The sequence below is a fragment of the Delftia sp. DLF01 genome (genome assembly GCF_014852125.1).
GTDB classification, from domain to species: Bacteria; Pseudomonadota; Gammaproteobacteria; order Burkholderiales; family Burkholderiaceae_C; genus Comamonas; species Comamonas acidovorans.
Genome location: NZ_JACVAZ010000001.1, coordinates 1646835 through 1664969, shown reverse-complemented (window position 1 = coordinate 1664969; position 18135 = coordinate 1646835). Strand labels below are relative to the sequence as shown.

Below are 18135 nucleotides of genomic sequence, written 5' to 3'. Positions count from 1 at the left end.
CATGACTTCATCACCCTCTCAGGCACCCGCTGCCGGCAAGCCGCCGTCCACTGTCCCCGACGGGCTGGCCCTGTTCCGGCATTGGCTGGAAACCGAGGGCGCCAAGGGCTGGGATGCCCTGGACACGGCACCCGACAGCGGCTACGAAAAGGTATGGCGTGCCTGGCTGCGCAGCCTGGGCGATGCCGGCATGTCAGCCAAAGAAGGCCCCCCCTCCCCGGCCCCGCCGAAAGGCAAAGTCAAGGCGAAGGCCCGCGCCTGGCAACAGGCCACCGCCGTTGATGTCCAGAATTTCCTGCGCCCGCGCGAAGGCCAGTTGTCGGGCCACCAGCCCGGCCGCCGCATCAGCGAGGTCACGCGCAGGCGCTACTGGCGATTGCTGGAACGCATTTACGACCATGCGCTGGACCATGGATGGGTCAGCGCCAATCCCGCCGCAGGGCTGGCGCCGCAGGAACGCCCACCTGCCGAAGACGGCCAGGGCCATTGCCTTCCCGCGCCGCTGTGGAATGCCCTGCCCCGCCACATACCGATGGCCGACGGCTTTCAGTCGGCGCGCGACCGCGCCATCTTGCTGCTGCTGTACGAGCTGGCGCTGGCGCCCGAGGAGGTACGCGGCCTGTGCTGGCGCGATGTGCAATGCGCCGGACCAGGCGATGGCCTCCCCTGTCAATTGCATATCGATGGCGCACGCGCCGCGCAGCAGCGCACGCTGGAACTGTCGGAAACGGTGGTGAAGGCGCTGCAGGACTGGAAAGGCTTCAGCGCCGGCCAGCGCGGGCCGGAGGCCGTTCAACCCGATGCCACGGTCTTTTATTCGCGTGAGGGGCAGCCGCTGTCGGTGCGCGTGCTGTTCCATGTGGTTTCACAGCTGATACAGCGCGCCCATGCCGCGCAGCCTGCCTCGGCGCAGCAGGCGCCGCTGCACCGTGTCGGCCCGCAGGTGCTGCGCAACACGGCCATCGTGCAGTGGCTGCGCGCGGGCCGTGCCGAGACCGAAGTCGTGCAGTGGATAGGCGTTGACAGCGCGCGCGCCCTGCGCCATCTGCAGCATTACCTGTAGCAGACGGCGCTGGAGCGCAGCGGGCAGTTCGCCCTGGAGTGCGTTCTTAGAACGACACCTTCACGCCCACCGTGATGTTTCGCCCCATCAGCGGCGCAGCGTTCTTGATGAACGAGGTGTGGGCGAAGGCCAGGCGGTTGGTCAGGTTGTAGCCCTTGATGAAGAACTGCCAGGGCATGCCACCCGAGGTGCGCAGCGTGTAGCTGGCAGAGACGTTGAGCATGCCGTAGCCGTCCGTCTCGGTCTCATAGGCGGTGACGCGGTTCTGGCGCAGCACCTGCACCCATTCGGCCTGGGCATCCCAGCCCTTGTAGAAGGTGTCCACGCGCAGGCCCACGCGCGCCGCGGGGATGCGCGGCAAGGCGGAGCCGTCTTCCAGCCGCGCACGCACGGCGTCACCGAACAGGGTCACGCCCCACTGGCGCGACAGCTTCTGGCGCACCTGGCCCTCCACGCCGGTGAAGCGTGCATCGGCCTGGGTGTACTGCAGCAGTTGCAGGCCGTCATGCTCGTCCAGCGTGGCGCCGTAGATGTAGCCCTTGACGCGATGGTGGAAGGCATTGACGCTGAACGTGGTGTCGCCCGCCGTCTTGCGCAGGCCGATGTCCAGCGCCTGCGAGCGTTCGCGCTTGAGGTCGGCATTGCCGCGCTCGTAGGTGGAAGTCGCCATGTGCAGGCCGTTGGCGTACAGCTCCTCGGCCGTGGGCAGGCGGTTGCCCTGCGTCAGCGAAGCCGAGAGGCTGTAGCCCGGGGTGAACTTCCACACCGAGCCCAGCGAGAACGATGTGCCGCTGTGGCTGCGCGAGATGCCGCTTTGCTGGGCGTCCACGGTCTGGCGCTCGTGGCGCAGCGCAGCCTGCCAGCGCCAGTCCTGCCAGCGGTATTCCTCCAGCAGGTAGATGCTGTTGCGGCGGGTTTCGGTGGGCTGCACATAGGCCTCCTCCCCCTCGGCACTGAATTTGCGCTGCACGGTCTGCAGGCCGATGACGCCGCGCCAGCCGGCGATGGGCTCCAGCTCTGCCTCCACGCGCAGGTCATGGGCGCGGTTCTTGAACGTGGTCGAGACCTGGCCGCCTTCGATCTCGTCATGGCGATAGTCGGTCCAGCCACCGCGCACGCGCAGCGCCGCGATGCCAGCCGTCGGATTGCGCCATTCGCCGCGCAGATCCCAGCGCTCGCTGTTGAGATCGACCACCGGCACGCTGCCATGGTCGTGATCGTGTTCGTCGCCGCCATGGTCATGTCCGTCCTCGTCGCCGTGGTCATGGCCGCCGCAGTGCAGATGGTCGCCATGGGTGTGGCAGCCCTCGAAGCTGTGGTTGTGGCCCGGCAGGCCATAGCGCGCGGTCTGGCGCGTGTAGGCCAGGCCCAGGTAGCCTTGCGTGCCGATCCAGGACAGGCCCAGGCTGCCCGTGTCCGTGCGGTTGAAGCTGCCGCCCACGCGCCCCTGGGACTGGCCGTTGGGCGCCCAGCCGCTGCCCACGCGGTAGTCGCCGGCATCGCGCGCCATGCCCTCGGCGTGGATGGCCAGCTGGCCGGCGCCGCCCGTCAGCGAGAAAGCGCCCGCCGTCTCGCCCGCGCCGGTGCTGCCGCGCAGCTGGGCCGAGCCCGTGATGCCGTTCTTGGGAATGGACGTGGGAATCTTGTCGTCCAGGATGTTGACCACGCCGCCCATGGCTCCACCGCCGCCGTAGATCAGCGCCGAGGGGCCGCGCAGCACCTCGATCTGCGTGGCCAGCATGGGCTCGCTGGCCACGGCATGGTCAGGGCTGATGGTGGAGGCATCGTGCAGCTCGGAGCCATCGCTGAGGATTTGCACGCGCGGGCCGTCCATGCCGCGGATGATGGGCCGGCTTGCGCCTGCGCCGAAATGGCTGGCGTGGATGCCGGGCTCGCCGTCCAGCGTCTCGCCCAACGTGGCGGCCTGGCGCAGCATGAGCACGTCGCCTTCCAGCACCGTGGCCGGCGTGGACATGTCGGCCGAGGTCAGGCCCAGGCCGCTGGCCTTGACCGTCACCTCATTGAGCACGGGGGCATCACTGCGCGGCGCGCCCGCCTCGGCAGCAGCTGCGGCTGCGGGCCCTGCTGCGGGTACGGGGTCGGCAGGCTCTGCCGCCATGGCCAGGCCGCCCGTCGCCGGGCCCAGCACGCCTGCCAGCAGCAGTTGCTGCAGCAGCGGGCGCAGTTTCGTCCTCTCCCCCTGCGCCTTGGCGTCCTGGTGGTATTGCTTTGTTGTCACTCTCATCACTGGTCTTCCCGGCAGCGGCCGGCCACGGCCCTGCGGGGCGTGGAAATCCGGGCGCTGCAAAAAATGGCGTCGGAAGCGGACGGCCACGGCGCGCCCTGCAGGCGCATGCGGCCATCCGATCGGATATGCATTCAAGGAACTGCCGGACCTGGGCGCGGCGCCTTGTTGCGATCAATGCAGCAAGGCGCGGCCAAACGGCTGTGCAGGACAGGCGCATGCAGCGCCAGTCCCGGAGATTCAAGCCGCCAGGTAGACAGTGATGGGATGCGGGGGACCCCGCGCATCGAAAAAGGCCGCCAGCATGCGGCCATCGCGCACGACGACCGGCTGGACGGGTTCGGCCTGCTCGCCCCAGAAAGGCGGCAGCACCACGGCGGATGGCGGCCCCGCCATGCCTTCGTGCAACTGGTCCAGCAGTTGGCAATCCGCCGGGCCGTGGCCCGAGAACAGCGCATGGACCCAATCGACAGGTGCATTGCAGGAAGTGGCAACCACCTCCACCGGGCCATGGAGCGTGGCTGCGGCCAGGCCGCCCGCGTGTACCACGCGGTGCATCTGGCCCAGCAACGGCGCCAGGGCAATGGACCAGACCAGCAGCCAGGCCACCAGCCAGGCCCGACCCGGCACGGCGCCGCGCAACGCAAGCCTTGAGGCCTGCGCTGGCAAGTGACGTTCCGGGGGTTGCAAGGGCATGGAGGGATCAGGGACTGGATGGGCAGCGCAGAGTGTATGCGCCAATTTGCGGGGCAGGTTTCACCATCCCGTCACAAAGACTGGCGATTGCTCACGGCGCCACACGGCGCGCAGGACCGCACTCAATGCGCATGGCGCATGCCGCAGAACTTGCCCAGCGCCAGGCCCTTGCAATCGGCCTGCAGTTGCTTTTGGCATTGTTCATGGTCGCGGCCGGCGGCCAGGCACTGCGCGGCGGCTTCGTGGGCCTTGGCCATGGCGCGATGGCGTTCCATGTCGGCCCGGGCATGGGCATCGAGCGGCGCCGAGGCGCCCTGTGCCTTGGCGTCCGCCTGGGCTTTCGCGTGGTCGTGGTCGTGGTCATGTGCCTGGGCTGCTGTGGCCAGGAAGACAGCGGCCAGGATCAAGGAAACGGAGCGCAACGGTGCAAGGGTCATGCGAAATCCTGAAGAGCTATGCAAGAGAAGAAAGGGGCTAGGGCGATCGCCTCAGGCAGACGGAGCATTTCGGGATGGCCCTGCACTGCTGCAGTCCTGGCACAGCCCTGTCACCGCCACATCGATGGCCCGGCCCTGCAGGCCGCTGGCGGCCAGCGCCTGGCGCAGCTGCAGCAAAGCGGCCTGCAGCGGCTCGCCGCCCCCACCGCCCTCGCCGCCCAGCCGAAAAGCGCTGTGGCAATCCGCGCATTCGAAATGCGCAGCGGCATCGGCCTGCCTGGCCGCGCCCGGCACGGACCGGCCGTAGCGGGCCACGCGGGCAGCATCCACGCTGCGGCGCAACACACCGGCTGCCGCCAGGCGATCCAGCAGCCGGTAGACGGTGACGCGGTTGACCTGCACGCCCTGGGCGTGCAGGGCCGCTTCCACATCGGCTTCGCTCAGGAGTGCGTCGGCCCGCGACTCCCACATCGCCAGCACGGCCCGCGTGGCACGCGTCGAACGCATGCCGGCAGGTATGGGCAGGGAAGTGGGGATCGGCAAGGACATGGGTGATGAAAGGTCAGGCCGCTGAACACGGCAGGGCAGCCAGGCGGCATTATCGCAACCGGGTTGCATTATGCCTGCGAATCACAACCGCTTACATCACGCGCCGCCACCCGCTCACGGCTTGACCCAGCGCGCAAAGGCGCCCCGGAACTTCTGCACCTTGGGCCCCACCACAAAGGCGCAGTAGCCCTGGTTGGGATGATTGAGAAAGTAGTCCTGGTGATAGTCCTCTGCCGGCCAGTAGCTGGCCAGGGGCTGCACCTCGGTGACGATGGGCGCGTCGTAGGCGCCGGCCTGCGTGAGTTCGGAAATCAGCGTGCGCGCCACTTCGGCCTGTTGCTCATTCGTGGTGTAGATGCCGCTGCGGTACTGCGTGCCCACATCATTGCCCTGGCGGTTGAGCGTGGTCGGGTCGTGCGTGCCGAAGAACACGGTGAGCAGGTCGCGCAGCGGGATCACGGCTGGATCGAACTGCACGCGGATGACCTCGGAATGGCCGGTCTCGCCGGTGCAGATGTCTTCGTAGCTGGGATCGTCCAGATCGCCATTGGCGTAGCCGCTTTGCACGTCGCTCACGCCGCGCACGCGGTCGAAAACGGCTTCGGTGCACCAAAAACATCCACCACCCAAAGTGATTGTTTCAGTCATATTTTTCCTTATAAATCAATGACTTATACACTTTGACCGCCTCTCAAATTTCACCTAATATAGGGTGAATCGCTAAAAATTCACCTACAAATTTGCCCAAGGAACCAGCATGAGCAACCTTCCACGTGGGGTGCAACAGGTCACTTACAAGGATAGCCGGTACTTCCGGGTACGCATCACTCGTAAGGATTTTAAGGCAGATAAGTACTTTAAAAGCTTGGATGAGGCCAAGGAATTTCTGGCTCTTTCCAGAGCCCAAAAAGGCAAAGAGCTTATTTATAGTATTACTGAAGAGCAACGCAAATCAAAACCAACCTATGGTGATTTTAGCTTTGGCTACTTTGTAGACCTGTACATTCAAGATTATTTGTCTAGCGAATGCAAAACAGAACTTGAGCAGCGCAACCGAAATAATAAACTTTCATTCCTGAAAACAGTTAAAAATGCCAGTGTTCTGGATAGGAGTTTGAGTCCCACAGAAAAAGATGACCTCAATATTGATACTCAAATCGATTCAAAGGTCTACAGGTTCTTCGGTGGGTTTGATGTTCGCAAAATCAAGGCAATTGACATCAATAATTATATTAAAAGCCGCCTGCATTTTGTGAAGCCAATCTCAGTGAGCCGGGAGCTTTCCTACATTTCCACCATCTTCAGGAAGCTTCAATATTTTAATGAAGATCTTGCAGATATCCAAAATCCTGTGCCCCAGTATGACCGGGACCTTTTGAAAAACCAGATATCCAAACGGGAATTTGTACTCACACCTGAAGATGAAGCAAAATTTTTTGCCGCACTTTCAGCCAAAAATAACAAAGAGTTGTTGCTGGTGGCTCAAGCTTCTTTGCTCACTGGCATGAGGCGTTCTGAAATTTTGACCCTCAAGCCATCCCAGATCAAAGAAAATTACATTCAACTGATTCACACAAAATCAGGCAGGCCCAGGAAAGTCTATCTGACAAAAGAGGCAAAAAAGTTTTTTGAAGAACTGAAACCAGCCAGTTCAGAAAAACTTTTCAAATACACCATTGGTGGATATGACCGAGTTTTCCGGGAGATTATGCAAAAGACAAAACTTGATCACATTCATTTTCATGACTTGAGGCGTACTAATATTTCAAGACTGCTGACCAAAATTGGGCATGACAATACTATTTTGGCAACTGAAATTCTTGGCATTCAGTCCATCAAAAAGTTTGAAGAGCTTCATGTAAACGCAGAACCTGTTGAACCAACCACCCAATATCAGGCAGTGAAAAATTGGCATAGCTCACCACAGATCACAAAAGGCTATTACAACATTGTCTTCAATTTGAATAAAAGTAACACCAAGCCAGAGCAGAAAGAATAAGAGCCGTGGTCAAGGCTTGAAGCGTTACTACATACACTTGAAATTCGAAAGTAACACCTGCGAAGCCAGAGCACCGAAGGTGAAAAACAGGGTCTTTTAAAGAAGGCCGAATTTAAAATAAAGCTGCCAGTAGGCGGCTTTTTTTATGTTCGGAAGGCTGTTGGCTGTTTGTATTTTGTATTAGTCCCACCGGGCGAGCCAACACGCAGTGTTGACCTTTGAGAACGTAGTGAAAAAGGTGGAGTGAGTTCCACCCGGAAGGGGGGATCTTTACAACGCCAAATAAAACCCTAAGATAAATACAGAATAAGAATAACCTGAAGGCAAAACCACCATGCACAGCATAATAAGAATAAAGAAACACAAGTCAATAGCCAGCCTGCAATCCAGAGAAAATCACACCTACAGGAAGCGTGAAACACCCAACGCTGATCCTGCAAAATTCAAGCTCAACAAATTACTCTATGGGCAACAAAATTATTCAGCCGTAGCTGATAATTTTTTGCAAGAGTACAAATCTGCTGGAAGCAAAATAAGAAAAGATGCGGTGATTGCAGTTGAGTTTTTACTAACTGCGAGTCCGGAATTTTTTGACGAAGGTGCAAAAAATGAAAGAGACGAGCGATTAAAAAAATGGTGCGAAGCTCAAGTTGAGTTCATGAAAAAAGCACATGGTGAGAAAAATATTCTCTGCATGTATTTGCACATGGATGAGAAAACCCCACACATAGAAGCTTACGTTGTGCCCATTGATGGCAAAGGTAAGCTGAACTGCAAGAGCTTCTATGGGGCCAGGAACGCACTGAATGAGCTACAGACCAGGTATGCCACCCACAATAATATTTTTGGGCTGCAACGTGGCGCCAAAGGCTCCAGGGCTACACATCAGCAGGTACAGAAGTTCTACGAACAAATTCAGCAGCCAGCCAAAGTTAATAATGAAAATCTACAGAAGGCCGTGAAGCTGGATGCACCTACGGTTAAAAATATCCTGCAACCTGAAACTTATTTGAAAGAGCAGGAAGCAAAAATTACTGCAAGAGTTGCCAGATTATTTGCCAGTACAGTTTATGAAAATAAACTTATCCAACGAGCCAAAAGAATATTGACTGAATGGCAGCGTGCTGAAGATACTGCAAAAAAGATGCAGTATAAGCTTGAAAGTGAGAAAGAAGCTTTGTTGGAAAAGCTCACCAGGCAAACCAAAGCCATCCAGCAGCTAGACCAATTGCAGTTGGATAATAAAGATTTACAGAAAAATCTATCCAATGCCTTGATTGAAAATCAGTTACTCAAAAAATCCATCACTACTGAGAAGCTGAAAATAAAATAATTATTTTATTTTCTGGCCAAATGCTCACAGGTCTTTTCCACAAGCTCAAGCACAAACTGCCTGTCTGCCCTACTCAATTTATTCAAATGCTGAGCAATGGCGTTTGCATTGTCATCAGTCAATCCAGTGGCTTTGTTGAAAAATGTCTCTACAGGACATTTAAATAATTCTGCAAATTCAACCAACCTGGCCAGTGATGGAACCACAACCCCGCGCTCCATCCTGGAGATGGCCTCAGGACCGATTTCTAGAGCCTCTGCTGCCTGATCCTGGGTCAACCCACACTGCACCCTTGCCTTGCTGATCGCAGCTCCTACCGCCTTGGCTAGCTGTTGTTCTGATACGTCTTTCACATCAATCTCCTAGTCAACCTGCATGGTTGACAGGCAACCTCTTGACGGGAAGGTCTTGATGCGTTGGAATCAACCTGTTAGGTTGACTTTCGAGGCAATTTAGCGTATCGACTTAAACATCAATTTCAAGGGTTCAGAATGGAAAGCAGTTTCAAAAAAGGCTATGAGAAGAATGTCAATTCAGATGGTTCGTTTGAACTGAGCTTTAAATCAAAACGATTTGGTGCCAAGACAGCAAAAAGCTTTGCTCTTCTGGGGGTGTTTGCTCTTCTGCCTGCATCTTGCGCTGTTACCTCTCCTATGGTATTGGCATTCGGCAAAAGCAATAATAGTACTGCCGTGATCACTTGGCTGGTTGTTGCATTTGCACTGTGGTTTTTTGTGATGAATTTTGCAGCCAATTTGAAAACCACAATCTTGGTGAAACCAAATTCCGGATTGGTGGTTAATGGAAAAAATCTTCCATTTAAGGAGATTGGCCAGATTGGCACAATCAACTATCCGGGAGCAGAGAGCGATAAAATTGCAGCATTCGTTTATGCTGACACGCACGGAACTCAAGTCAACATCTCAAAATACATTACCCTCTCACTTGCAGAAGCCATTGTGAAAGAACTGAAAGATGCTTCTGGGATTGTTTGGAAGTAAACTTGACTTTTAAATAAAATCTGCGATCATAAGACTGCGAGGTTTGACGGCATCATCAAAAATGACGACAAATGAAAAAGCCACCTAATCAGGTGGCTTTTTTAATGCTTGACATTTTTTATAATATTTGTTTAGTTGTTCATGTCACTAGTTGATGTACGTCGAACCTCGCGGTTTCCCGGTTTTCAACTAGTCAGTAATTTCTTCGGACTAGTTGGTAGAGTGGAAAGTCAGCAAAATTAAATTTATCCCACCTACAGAAATGTAGCGCTGCAAGCCCAACACCCGAATAAAAGATTACAAACACAAGGCTGCTACAAATAAACAAAAGGCAGACTGAAGAGACTAAAGCGGGTTCTATGCACAGTCTCACGTAAGCTTAAGCAAACGCGGCATAGGTGGTGGCAAATACCATGAATTGTAAAAAGTTGAGAGATCGCCCTTCTCACTCAGGATATATGGCGCGGAGATTTAATAGCTCTGAAAATGCCGGAAACTGAAAATAGCCAACCCCGAAAAATAATTATTTTTGGGTTAGGGCAAGCTATTTTCAGGAACCGGCGACGGTTTCTGAAAATACAAGATAAGATTTAGCCATGAAATTATAATAATAATATGGCGAAGCACCAATATTCGGCTAGCGAAGCACTAACTCTGCAAGAGATGTAGTGAAACGGAATAAATGGAGCGGCGACCAAATTCGCTCCATTTAATTTTTTGACTGAAAAATTAAAGCCAGCCTATGCACTCTTCTAGATTATCCGTCCAATATCCTGTTTTTAAGGGCGGCACTGGTTGAAATATTTCAATTAAATTTTGGGCTGCTGGCCTAGGAAAGAGCCGAACGCTTGGTGTAAACATAAATCGTGACCAATCATTTGTTGACGGATGAAGACAAACAGCCAATATATCAAATTCACCAAATCTGTATGGGCGTGTACTTAAACCTTCAGCATCTATGCCTGATCTAGTTTTCTGGCATTCTGCAACCCACCAGCCTGGAAATCCTGCAAACTTCCGCGCCGATTGCTCAGTAGCATATAGCGGGAGGCCAAGTTTCATTCGCTGATTTTTGGCTTGAATTTTTATTTGCCTGCCACTGGAGTGTTGTATCAGAGCATCATAAGGAAGGTCCCCAATCAAGGGGATATTTGTCCAACCTAATCGCTCCATTGGAATTATGATATAATTTAAAAATGTGAGTTCGGCAACAATGCCACGCACTCCACGCTTTGTAATATCCTGACTTCTTGAAATTGCTTCCAATATAAATTCCGCTGAAATATGCCACTGGTTTTCGAGCGGATGTATGGGGTGGATTTTTCTCAGTTCAGCTTGAAGTTGCTGCTGTTCTTGCCAAGACAGAGAACTGATGATCCTGTTTATCTCTTCTGGTGTCACGATTGGGCCTTGCGTTGGAGTTCGAAGCGCGCCAGACTCTGGCGTCTGTTAAAGATTAGGATGCAGTTAGATGAGTACAACAACTAAGGAACAAGAGAGCTTGTTCACCTTTGATCTGAAACCTCCTACGGAGCTGGTCAAGGGCATGAAGCCTTTTTTTAAAACTCGAACGGGAATAGTCCTCCATGCTGATGCATTGGAAGTTCTGAAAAAAATTCCTGACTCGTCAGTTAACTTGGTCTTTACGTCGCCACCGTATGCCCTTCATTTTAAAAAAGAATATGGCAATGTGAGCCAAGGAGACTATGTCGCTTGGTTCATGGAATTTGCCAAGGAGATCAAGCGTATCCTAACCGATGATGGTAGCTTTGTTCTCAACATTGGTGGAACATGGCAGAAGGGGCAACCAACTCGCAGCATCTATCACTTTAAGCTGGTTGCTGCGCTGGTGGAGGATCTGGGACTGCACTTGGCACAAGAGACCTTCTGGTACAACCCAGCAAAGATGCCTGTGCCGGCTGAATGGGTGACAGTACGCCGAATTCGGGTCAAAGATGCTGTTGAATATGTATGGTGGTTCTCTAAAACGCCTTGGCCTAAAGCTGATAATCGCAAAGTCCTTAGGCCATATTCAAAAGATATGCTGCGACTTAATGCAAGGGGCGTTAAAACCACCACACGCCCATCCGGACACAATATTAATGAGTCTTGGGACAAAATTCATAGCGGCGGGTCAATTCCGCCTAATGTTATTGAAGATGAAATTCCTCTTGATATGTTGAAAATGGGGAATAATTCAAGCAACGATGGTTATACAAAAAAGTGCAAGGCGGCTGGAATGAAAATTCACCCTGCACGTTTTCCGTCTCAGTTGCCAGAATTTTTTATTAAAATGTTGACTGATGAAGGTGATACCGTGATTGATCCATTTGGAGGGTCAATGACCACGGGATTTGTAGCTGACAACTTGAATAGAAAGTGGATCGGAGTTGATAATGTAGAAGAGTATCTTGAGGCTTCTAAATTTCGATTTGAATAGCTTGATATCAAACAAAAAAGCCTGCAACTTGCAGGCTTTTTTCTTGTTTTGTCAAGTCCTACGCCTCCCGGCTGGGGTTAGGGACTCGCGTTCACTGTGCCAGTGGGGTGGCTACAGCCTAGGCAAACTGCCAAAATTTGCCTAAAAATTCACCCAAATCACGCTACTATGATGACTTCTCATAGGAGAAAGTGAGTTTTTGCCGATTACGTGCACCAGAAACAGCCGCCGCCCAGATAAATGGTTTCAGTCGCCATATGCGCCTTTTCTGTGAAGAAATCGAAAAAATGACCACACGCAATGCATGCAAGCCGTCGCTCCTACAGGTTAGCCCATGCACAAGCCAGGTGACGACGAACGGTTCTGCGGTTACGATAACTAACCCATCAGTCATTAATTTTCCGTGACCGACTCCCCCGCCTCTTCACCCGCCCCCGCCGAGCCTTCCGGAAAGCGCAGCCGCCGCAAGCAGGAGCGTCCCGGCGAGTTGCTGGAAGCGGCACTCGACCTCTTCGTGGAAAAGGGCTACGCCGCCACCCGCGTCGAAGAAGTCGCCGCCCGCGCCGGGGTCTCCAAGGGCACGCTGTTCCTCTATTTCGCGAGCAAGCAGGAGCTTTTCAAGGCCGTGGTGCGCCACAGCATCGCGGGCCGCTTCGGCGAGTGGAGCGAAGAGCTCGACAACTACTGCGCACCTTCAACCGATCTGCTGCGCTACTGCTTCAAGTCCTGGTGGGAACGCATCGGCAGCACCAAGGCGTCGGGCATCACCAAGCTCATGCTCAGCGAGGCGGGCAATTTTCCCGAGCTGTCTCAGTTCTACCACCAGGAAGTGGTTCTTCCAGGCCATGAGCTGATCCGGCGCATCCTGCAGCGCGGCGTCGAGCGCGGCGAGTTCCGGCCCATGGATCTGGACCTGTCCGTGCACTGCGTGGTCGCCCCGATGATGTTTCTGATGATCTGGAAGCATTCGCTGGGCGGCTGCCTGCCCCATGGTGACTTCGATCCCGAGCAGTTTCTGGAATCCCAGATCGACTACCTGCTGCATGGCATGTGCCAGCCCCTTGCAGCCACCACACCACCCTCCTCCCCGCCCACACCATGAAGCGTCGCACCGGCTGGCTGATCGGCCTGGCCTTATTGATCGCCATCGGCGCCAGCGTATGGCGCGCCGCATCCACCCGGCACAGCAAGCAAAGCGCCATCGCCGCAGCCACCCAGCCGCGCGAGATGCCGGTGCGCGTGGGTCCGCAGGAAGTGGTGCAGCTGCAGCCGCGCCAGCTGCAATTGACCGTGCCCGTCAGCGGCGTGGTGCAGGCCGTGCGCAGCGCCGTGGTCAAGGCCTATGTGGCCGGCGAGCTGCGCGGCCTGCAGGTGCGCGAGGGCGACAGCGTGCGCAAGGGCCAGGAACTGGCCCGCGTGGACGCCACCGAGGTCGAGGCCCGCTGGCGCCAGACCCGCCAGCAGGCCGACGCGGCCCAGGCGCAGCTGCAGCTATCCCAGCGCCAGCACGACAACAACCAGGCCCTGGTCACGCAAGGCTTCATTTCGACCACGGCGCTGGCCACCTCCCAATCCAATCTCGATGCCGCACGCGCCAACCTGGCCGCCGCCCAGGCCGCCGCCGATGTGGCCCGCAAGAGCGTGACCGACAGCGTGCTGCGCAGTCCCATGGACGGGCAGGTCGCGCAGCGTCTTGTGCAGGACGGCGAGCGCGTGGGCGTGGAAACGCGAGTGCTGGAGATCGTCGATCCGTCCGACCTCGAAGTCGTGGCCCAGCTGGCGCCCGCCGATTCGGTGCGCGTGCAGGTCGGCCAGCAGGCCCAGTTGCAGGTTCAGGGCGCGGGCGACGATGTGGCCGCCGTGCCCGCGCGCGTGGTGCGCATCAACCCCAGCGCCCAGGCAGGTTCGCGCAGCGTGGCCGTCTATCTGCGTGTGCAGGCTGCACCGGTCAACGCAGGCGCCGCCGGCAGATCCATCCCCATTGTGCGCCCGGGCCTGTACCTGCAGGGCAGCATCGTCACGGGGCAGACCGAACAGCTGGCCGTGCCCTTGACCGCCGTGCGCACCGACCAGCCCCAACCCTATGTGCAGTTGCTGCAGCCTGCGGGCGGGTCCGAAGCGGACAAGACCCTGCTGCGCGTGCAGCACCGCCCGGTCACGCTGGGCAGCCAGAGCGCGCAGGATGGCGCCACCTGGATCGCTGTATCCACCGGCCTGCAGGCCGGTGACAGGGTACTGGCCGGTAGTGTGGGCGGCCTGCGCGCAGGCACGGCCGTGCAGCTGCAACCGTTGCAACCGTTGCATCAACCCCAGGCTGCGCCAGCCCCCGGAGCCCGCTGACCATGTGGTTCACGCGCGTCAGCCTGGCCAACCCTGTGTTCGCCACCATGCTCATGCTGGCCCTCATGGTGCTGGGTGTGTTTTCCTACCAGCGACTCAAGGTGGACCAGTTCCCGAATGTGGACTTCCCCGTGGTCGTGGTCACGGTGGACTATCCGGGCGCCTCGCCCGAGATCGTGGAGTCCGAGGTCACCAAGAAGATCGAGGAAGGCGTCAACTCCATTGCCGGCATCAACGCGCTGACCTCGCGCAGCTATGAAAGCACCAGCGTCGTCATCATCGAATTCCAGCTGCATGTCGATGGCCGCCGCGCTGCCGAAGACGTGCGCGAGAAGGTGGCCTCGGTGCGCCCCACCCTGCGCGACGAGGTCAAGGAGCCGCGCGTGCTGCGCTTCGATCCGGCCAGCTCGCCCATCTGGTCCGTGGCCGTGCTGCCCCAGGCCGATGCCGGCGCCAAGGCGCCCGATGCCGTCGCGCTGACCAGCTGGGCCGACCAGGTCCTCAAGAAACGGCTGGAGAACGTGCGCGGCGTGGGCGCCGTCAACCTGGTGGGCGCCACCCCGCGCGAGATCAACATCTACCTGCAGCCCGAGGCGCTGGAAGCCTACGCCATCACGCCCGACCAGATCGTGAACGCCGTGCGCAGCGAGAACCAGGACCTGCCGCTGGGCGCCATCCGCTCGCGCGAGCAGGAGCGCGTGGTGCAGATCGACGCACGCATGAAGCGCCCGCAGGACTTCGAGCGCATCATCGTCGCCCAGCGCGGCGGCGCGCCCGTGCGGCTGGGCCAGCTGGCCCGCGTGCAGGATGGCGCGGGCGAACTGGAAACCGTGGCCCTGTACAACAGCAGCCGCACCCTGCTGCTGTCCGTGCAGAAGGCCCAGGACGAGAACACCATCGAAGTCGTGGACGGCCTGAACGCCACGCTGCGCGAGATCGCCGCCGAAGTGCCGGCCGGCGTGCGGCTGGAGCCGATTGCCGACAGCGCCCGCCCCATCCGCGTGGCCGTCAACAACGTGCGCCAGACGCTGATCGAGGGCGCGGCACTGACGGTGCTCATCGTCTTCCTGTTCCTGAACTCCTGGCGCTCCACGGTGATCACGGGGCTGACGCTGCCCATTGCGCTGATCGGCACCTTTTTGTTCATGTACTGGTTCGGCTTCTCGATCAACATGATCACGCTGATGGCGCTGTCGCTGTGCGTGGGCCTGCTGATCGACGACGCCATCGTGGTGCGCGAGAACATCGTGCGCCACGTGCAGATGGGCAAGGACGCGCATGCGGCCGCGCTCGACGGCACGCAGGAGATCGGCCTGGCCGTGCTGGCCACCACGCTGTCCATCGTGGCGGTGTTCCTGCCCATCGGCTTCATGGGCGGCATCATCGGCAAGTTCTTCCACGAATTCGGCATCACCATCGTGGCGGCCGTGATGATCTCCATGTTCGTGAGCTTCACGCTGGACCCCATGCTCTCCAGCGTCTGGCATGACCCGACCATCCACGCCCATGGCGACAAGCGCGGCAACAGCCTCTACGACCGCACGCTGGGCCGGGTCACGGCCTGGTTCGAGCGCGCCACCGACTCGCTGTCCCACTTCTACCAGGACGTGCTGGGCTGGGCGCTGCGCCACAAGATCACCACGCTGGCGGCAGCGCTGGCCATCTTCGTGGCCAGCATCTTCCTGGTGCCGCTGCTGGGCACGGAATTCGTGCCCAAGGCCGATTTCTCGGAAACCACGGTGAGCTTCAACACGCCCGTGGGCTCGTCCATCGAGGCCACGGAGGCCAAGGCCCGCCAGGTCGATGCCATCATCCGCGCCCTGCCCGAGGTCCGCTACACGCTGGCCACCATCAACACCGGCACGGCCCAGGGCAAGATATACGCCAGCATCTACATCCGCCTGCTGGACCGCCACCTGCGCCAGCGCAGCGGCGATGAACTGTCGGGCGTGCTGCGCGAGCAGCTGCAAAGCGTGCCCGGCATCACCGTCACCCATGTGGGCCAGCGCGAGCCCGTGGGCGGGCAAAAACAGGTCGAATTCTCGCTGCAGGGCCCGGACCTGGGCGAGCTGGAGCGCCTGAACCGCGTGGTGATGGAACGCCTGCGCGGCATTCCCGGACTGGTGGACCTGGACAGCAGCCTCAAGCCCGACAAGCCCGTGATCGACATTACCGTGCGGCGCGATGCGGCCGCCGACCTGGGCCTGTCGGTAGGCTCCATGGCCGCCGCTCTGCGCACCTGGGTGGCCGGCCAGACCGTGGGCAACTGGCGCGCCAGCGACGACCAGACCTATGACGTCAAGGTGCGCCTGGCGCCCGAGTCGCGCAGCACGCCCCAGGACCTGGAGCGCCTGCCCTTCGCCTTGCCCTCCACCTCGGGCGACGGCGGCATGCGCATCGTGCGGCTGAACCAGGTGGCAACCGTCACGCCCGCCACCGGCCCCAGCCAGATCAACCGCCGCGACATGACGCGCGAGGTCGCCTTCAGCGGCAATGTCTACCTGCGCTCCAGCGGCGAGGTCTCGGCCGACATCCGCAATGCCCTGGCCGACATCGCCCTGCCGCCCGGCTACCGCACGCAGTTCAGCGGCGCCACCAAGAGCATGAACGAATCGTTCGGCTATGCGGTGTCCGCCCTGGCGCTGGCCATCATCTTCATCTACATGATCCTGGCGAGCCAGTTCAAGAGCTTCCTGCAGCCGCTGGCGTTGATGACTTCGCTGCCGCTGACGCTGATCGGCGTGGTGCTGGCGCTGATGATGTTCGGCTCGGCCCTGTCCATGTTCTCCATTATCGGCGTGGTCATGCTCATGGGACTGGTCACCAAGAACGCCATCTTGCTGGTGGACTTCGCCATCCGCGCGCGCGGGCCGCACAGCGACCCGGACACCGGCCAGATCCGCGACGGCCTGCCGCGCGAGCAGGCCCTGCTGCTGGCGGCGCGCGTGCGGCTGCGCCCCATTCTGATGACCACGCTGGCCATGATCTTCGGCATGGTGCCGCTGGCCTTCGCACTCAGCGAAGGCTCCGAGCAGCGCGCGCCCATGGGCCAGTCGGTGATCGGCGGCGTGGTCACCTCGTCGCTGCTGACCCTGGTGGTCGTGCCCGTGGTCTATTGCTACCTTGACGACTTCTCCCAGTGGCTGCGGCGCCTGTGGAACGGCAACCGGCACGACGCGGCACCCGGCCAAGGCGCCGCCAGCGCCCCCACCCCGCCGCGAGACTCGTAGAATCAAAGGTTTGTCCTGACAAGTCTTTCTCCGGAGATACCCCATGAGCCTGCCCCTGAACAGCCTGCCCGAACACCACAGCGCCCAAGCGCACGCGCGCTACAACATGATCGAGCAACAGATCCGCCCCTGGAACGTGCTTGATGAAGAAGTGCTGGCGCTGCTGGGCAAGGTGCACCGCGAGAATTTCGTGCCGCCCGAGCATGCCGGCCTGGCCTTCATGGACCTGGAAATCCCCCTGGTCGCCCCGGCCGAGGAAGCCGCCGCCAAGGGCTGGTGCATGCTGGCCCCGCGCATCGAGTCCCGCATGCTGCAGGACCTGAAGATTAAGCCCACCGACCGCGTGCTGGAAATCGGCGCCGGCTCGGGCTACATGGCCGCCCTGCTGGCCGCCCAGGCCAAGGAAGTCGTGACACTGGAAATCGTCCCCGAGCTGGCCGAGATGGCCCGCGAGAACCTGCTGGGCGCCGGCATCACCAATGCCGAGGTCAAGCTGGCCGATGGCGCCACGGCAGCGGCCGCTCTGGGCCAGTTCGACGCCATCGTGCTCAGCGGCTCGGTCGCCCAGGTGCCCCAGTCCCTGCTGGCCCAGCTCAACGACGGCGGCCGCCTGGCAGCCATCGTCGGCCAACTGCCCATGATGCGTTTCACGCTGGTGCAAAAGAACGGCCACCAGTTCGAAACCAGCCAGCCCTGGGACGTGGTGACCGCACGCCTGGCCAACTTCGAAGAGCCTTCGCGCTTCACGTTCTGAAATCCGCCACGGCGGCCGGGGTCCAGAGGATTTCGGCCGCTGCGGCAA

At 58.7% G+C, this 18135-nt stretch carries 16 protein-coding genes; 9 read left to right on the top strand and 7 right to left on the bottom strand.

Annotated features, from left to right (window positions below; all coding sequences use genetic code 11):
- Position 1 precedes the first annotated feature (1 nt).
- Complete coding sequence (locus tag IB269_RS07405) at positions 2-1063, top strand: tyrosine-type recombinase/integrase (RefSeq protein WP_192366776.1); 1062 nt, start codon at positions 2-4, stop codon at positions 1061-1063.
- A 46-nt stretch (positions 1064-1109) separates the two neighbouring features.
- Here IB269_RS07405 and IB269_RS07400 read toward each other — a convergent pair whose 3' ends face one another.
- From IB269_RS07400 to msrA, 5 genes are all read right to left on the bottom strand, one after another.
- Positions 1110-3308: a TonB-dependent receptor domain-containing protein gene (locus tag IB269_RS07400; RefSeq protein ID WP_192366775.1), complete on the bottom strand. Its 2199-nt coding sequence runs from the start codon at positions 3306-3308 to the stop codon at positions 1110-1112.
- A gap of 240 nt (positions 3309-3548) precedes the next feature.
- A complete protein-coding gene (locus IB269_RS07395; RefSeq protein ID WP_063325987.1) occupies positions 3549-4004 on the bottom strand; it encodes a hypothetical protein in 456 nt (151 codons plus the stop codon).
- 122 nt (positions 4005-4126) lie between these two features.
- A complete protein-coding gene (locus tag IB269_RS07390; RefSeq protein ID WP_192366774.1) occupies positions 4127-4441 on the bottom strand; it encodes a hypothetical protein in 315 nt (104 codons plus the stop codon).
- A gap of 51 nt (positions 4442-4492) precedes the next feature.
- Positions 4493-4990, bottom strand: a complete 498-nt coding sequence (locus IB269_RS07385; protein ID WP_225613983.1) for a Fur family transcriptional regulator — start codon at positions 4988-4990, stop codon at positions 4493-4495.
- Between the two features lie 114 nt (positions 4991-5104).
- Positions 5105-5638 (bottom strand): peptide-methionine (S)-S-oxide reductase MsrA, encoded by a 534-nt coding sequence (gene msrA, locus IB269_RS07380; protein WP_192366773.1) that lies wholly within the window; start codon positions 5636-5638, stop codon positions 5105-5107.
- Positions 5639-5747: 109 nt separating this feature from the next.
- On the opposite strand from msrA, the gene IB269_RS07375 reads away from it, so the two are divergent.
- Both IB269_RS07375 and mobV read left to right on the top strand, forming a co-directional pair.
- Positions 5748-6989: a site-specific integrase gene (locus IB269_RS07375; protein ID WP_192366772.1), complete on the top strand. Its 1242-nt coding sequence runs from the start codon at positions 5748-5750 to the stop codon at positions 6987-6989.
- A gap of 334 nt (positions 6990-7323) precedes the next feature.
- Complete coding sequence (mobV, locus tag IB269_RS07370) at positions 7324-8322, top strand: MobV family relaxase (RefSeq protein ID WP_192366771.1); 999 nt, start codon at positions 7324-7326, stop codon at positions 8320-8322.
- 5 nt (positions 8323-8327) lie between these two features.
- Here the strand turns inward: mobV and IB269_RS07365 are convergent, their stop codons facing one another.
- Positions 8328-8675 carry a helix-turn-helix domain-containing protein gene (locus IB269_RS07365; RefSeq protein ID WP_192366770.1) on the bottom strand — a complete coding sequence of 116 codons (348 nt, stop codon included), beginning with the start codon at positions 8673-8675 and terminating at the stop codon, positions 8328-8330.
- 138 nt (positions 8676-8813) lie between these two features.
- On the opposite strand from IB269_RS07365, the gene IB269_RS07360 reads away from it, so the two are divergent.
- Complete coding sequence (locus IB269_RS07360) at positions 8814-9323, top strand: hypothetical protein (RefSeq protein WP_192366769.1); 510 nt, start codon at positions 8814-8816, stop codon at positions 9321-9323.
- Between the two features lie 729 nt (positions 9324-10052).
- Here IB269_RS07360 and IB269_RS07355 read toward each other — a convergent pair.
- Positions 10053-10724, bottom strand: a complete 672-nt coding sequence (locus IB269_RS07355; RefSeq protein WP_225613982.1) for a hypothetical protein — start codon at positions 10722-10724, stop codon at positions 10053-10055.
- A 70-nt stretch (positions 10725-10794) separates the two neighbouring features.
- Here IB269_RS07355 and IB269_RS07350 point away from each other — a divergent pair, with 70 nt between their 5' ends.
- The 5 genes from IB269_RS07350 to IB269_RS07330 all read left to right on the top strand — a co-directional run bounded on the left by IB269_RS07350 (position 10795) and on the right by IB269_RS07330 (position 18087).
- Complete coding sequence (locus tag IB269_RS07350) at positions 10795-11763, top strand: DNA-methyltransferase (protein WP_225613981.1); 969 nt, start codon at positions 10795-10797, stop codon at positions 11761-11763.
- Between the two features lie 403 nt (positions 11764-12166).
- The gene (locus IB269_RS07345) at positions 12167-12865 is read left to right on the top strand and encodes a TetR/AcrR family transcriptional regulator (protein WP_013802244.1); all 699 of its coding nucleotides are present in this window, start codon (positions 12167-12169) and stop codon (positions 12863-12865) included.
- Positions 12862-14103 (top strand): efflux RND transporter periplasmic adaptor subunit, encoded by a 1242-nt coding sequence (locus IB269_RS07340; RefSeq protein ID WP_192366768.1) that lies wholly within the window; start codon positions 12862-12864, stop codon positions 14101-14103. Before IB269_RS07345 ends, IB269_RS07340 begins: the two co-directional genes overlap by 4 nt.
- A gap of 2 nt (positions 14104-14105) precedes the next feature.
- The gene (locus IB269_RS07335) at positions 14106-17333 is read left to right on the top strand and encodes an efflux RND transporter permease subunit (protein WP_123693539.1); all 3228 of its coding nucleotides are present in this window, start codon (positions 14106-14108) and stop codon (positions 17331-17333) included.
- Positions 17334-17376: 43 nt separating this feature from the next.
- Complete coding sequence (locus IB269_RS07330) at positions 17377-18087, top strand: protein-L-isoaspartate O-methyltransferase family protein (protein ID WP_099733511.1); 711 nt, start codon at positions 17377-17379, stop codon at positions 18085-18087.
- Positions 18088-18135: the final 48 nt, after the last annotated feature.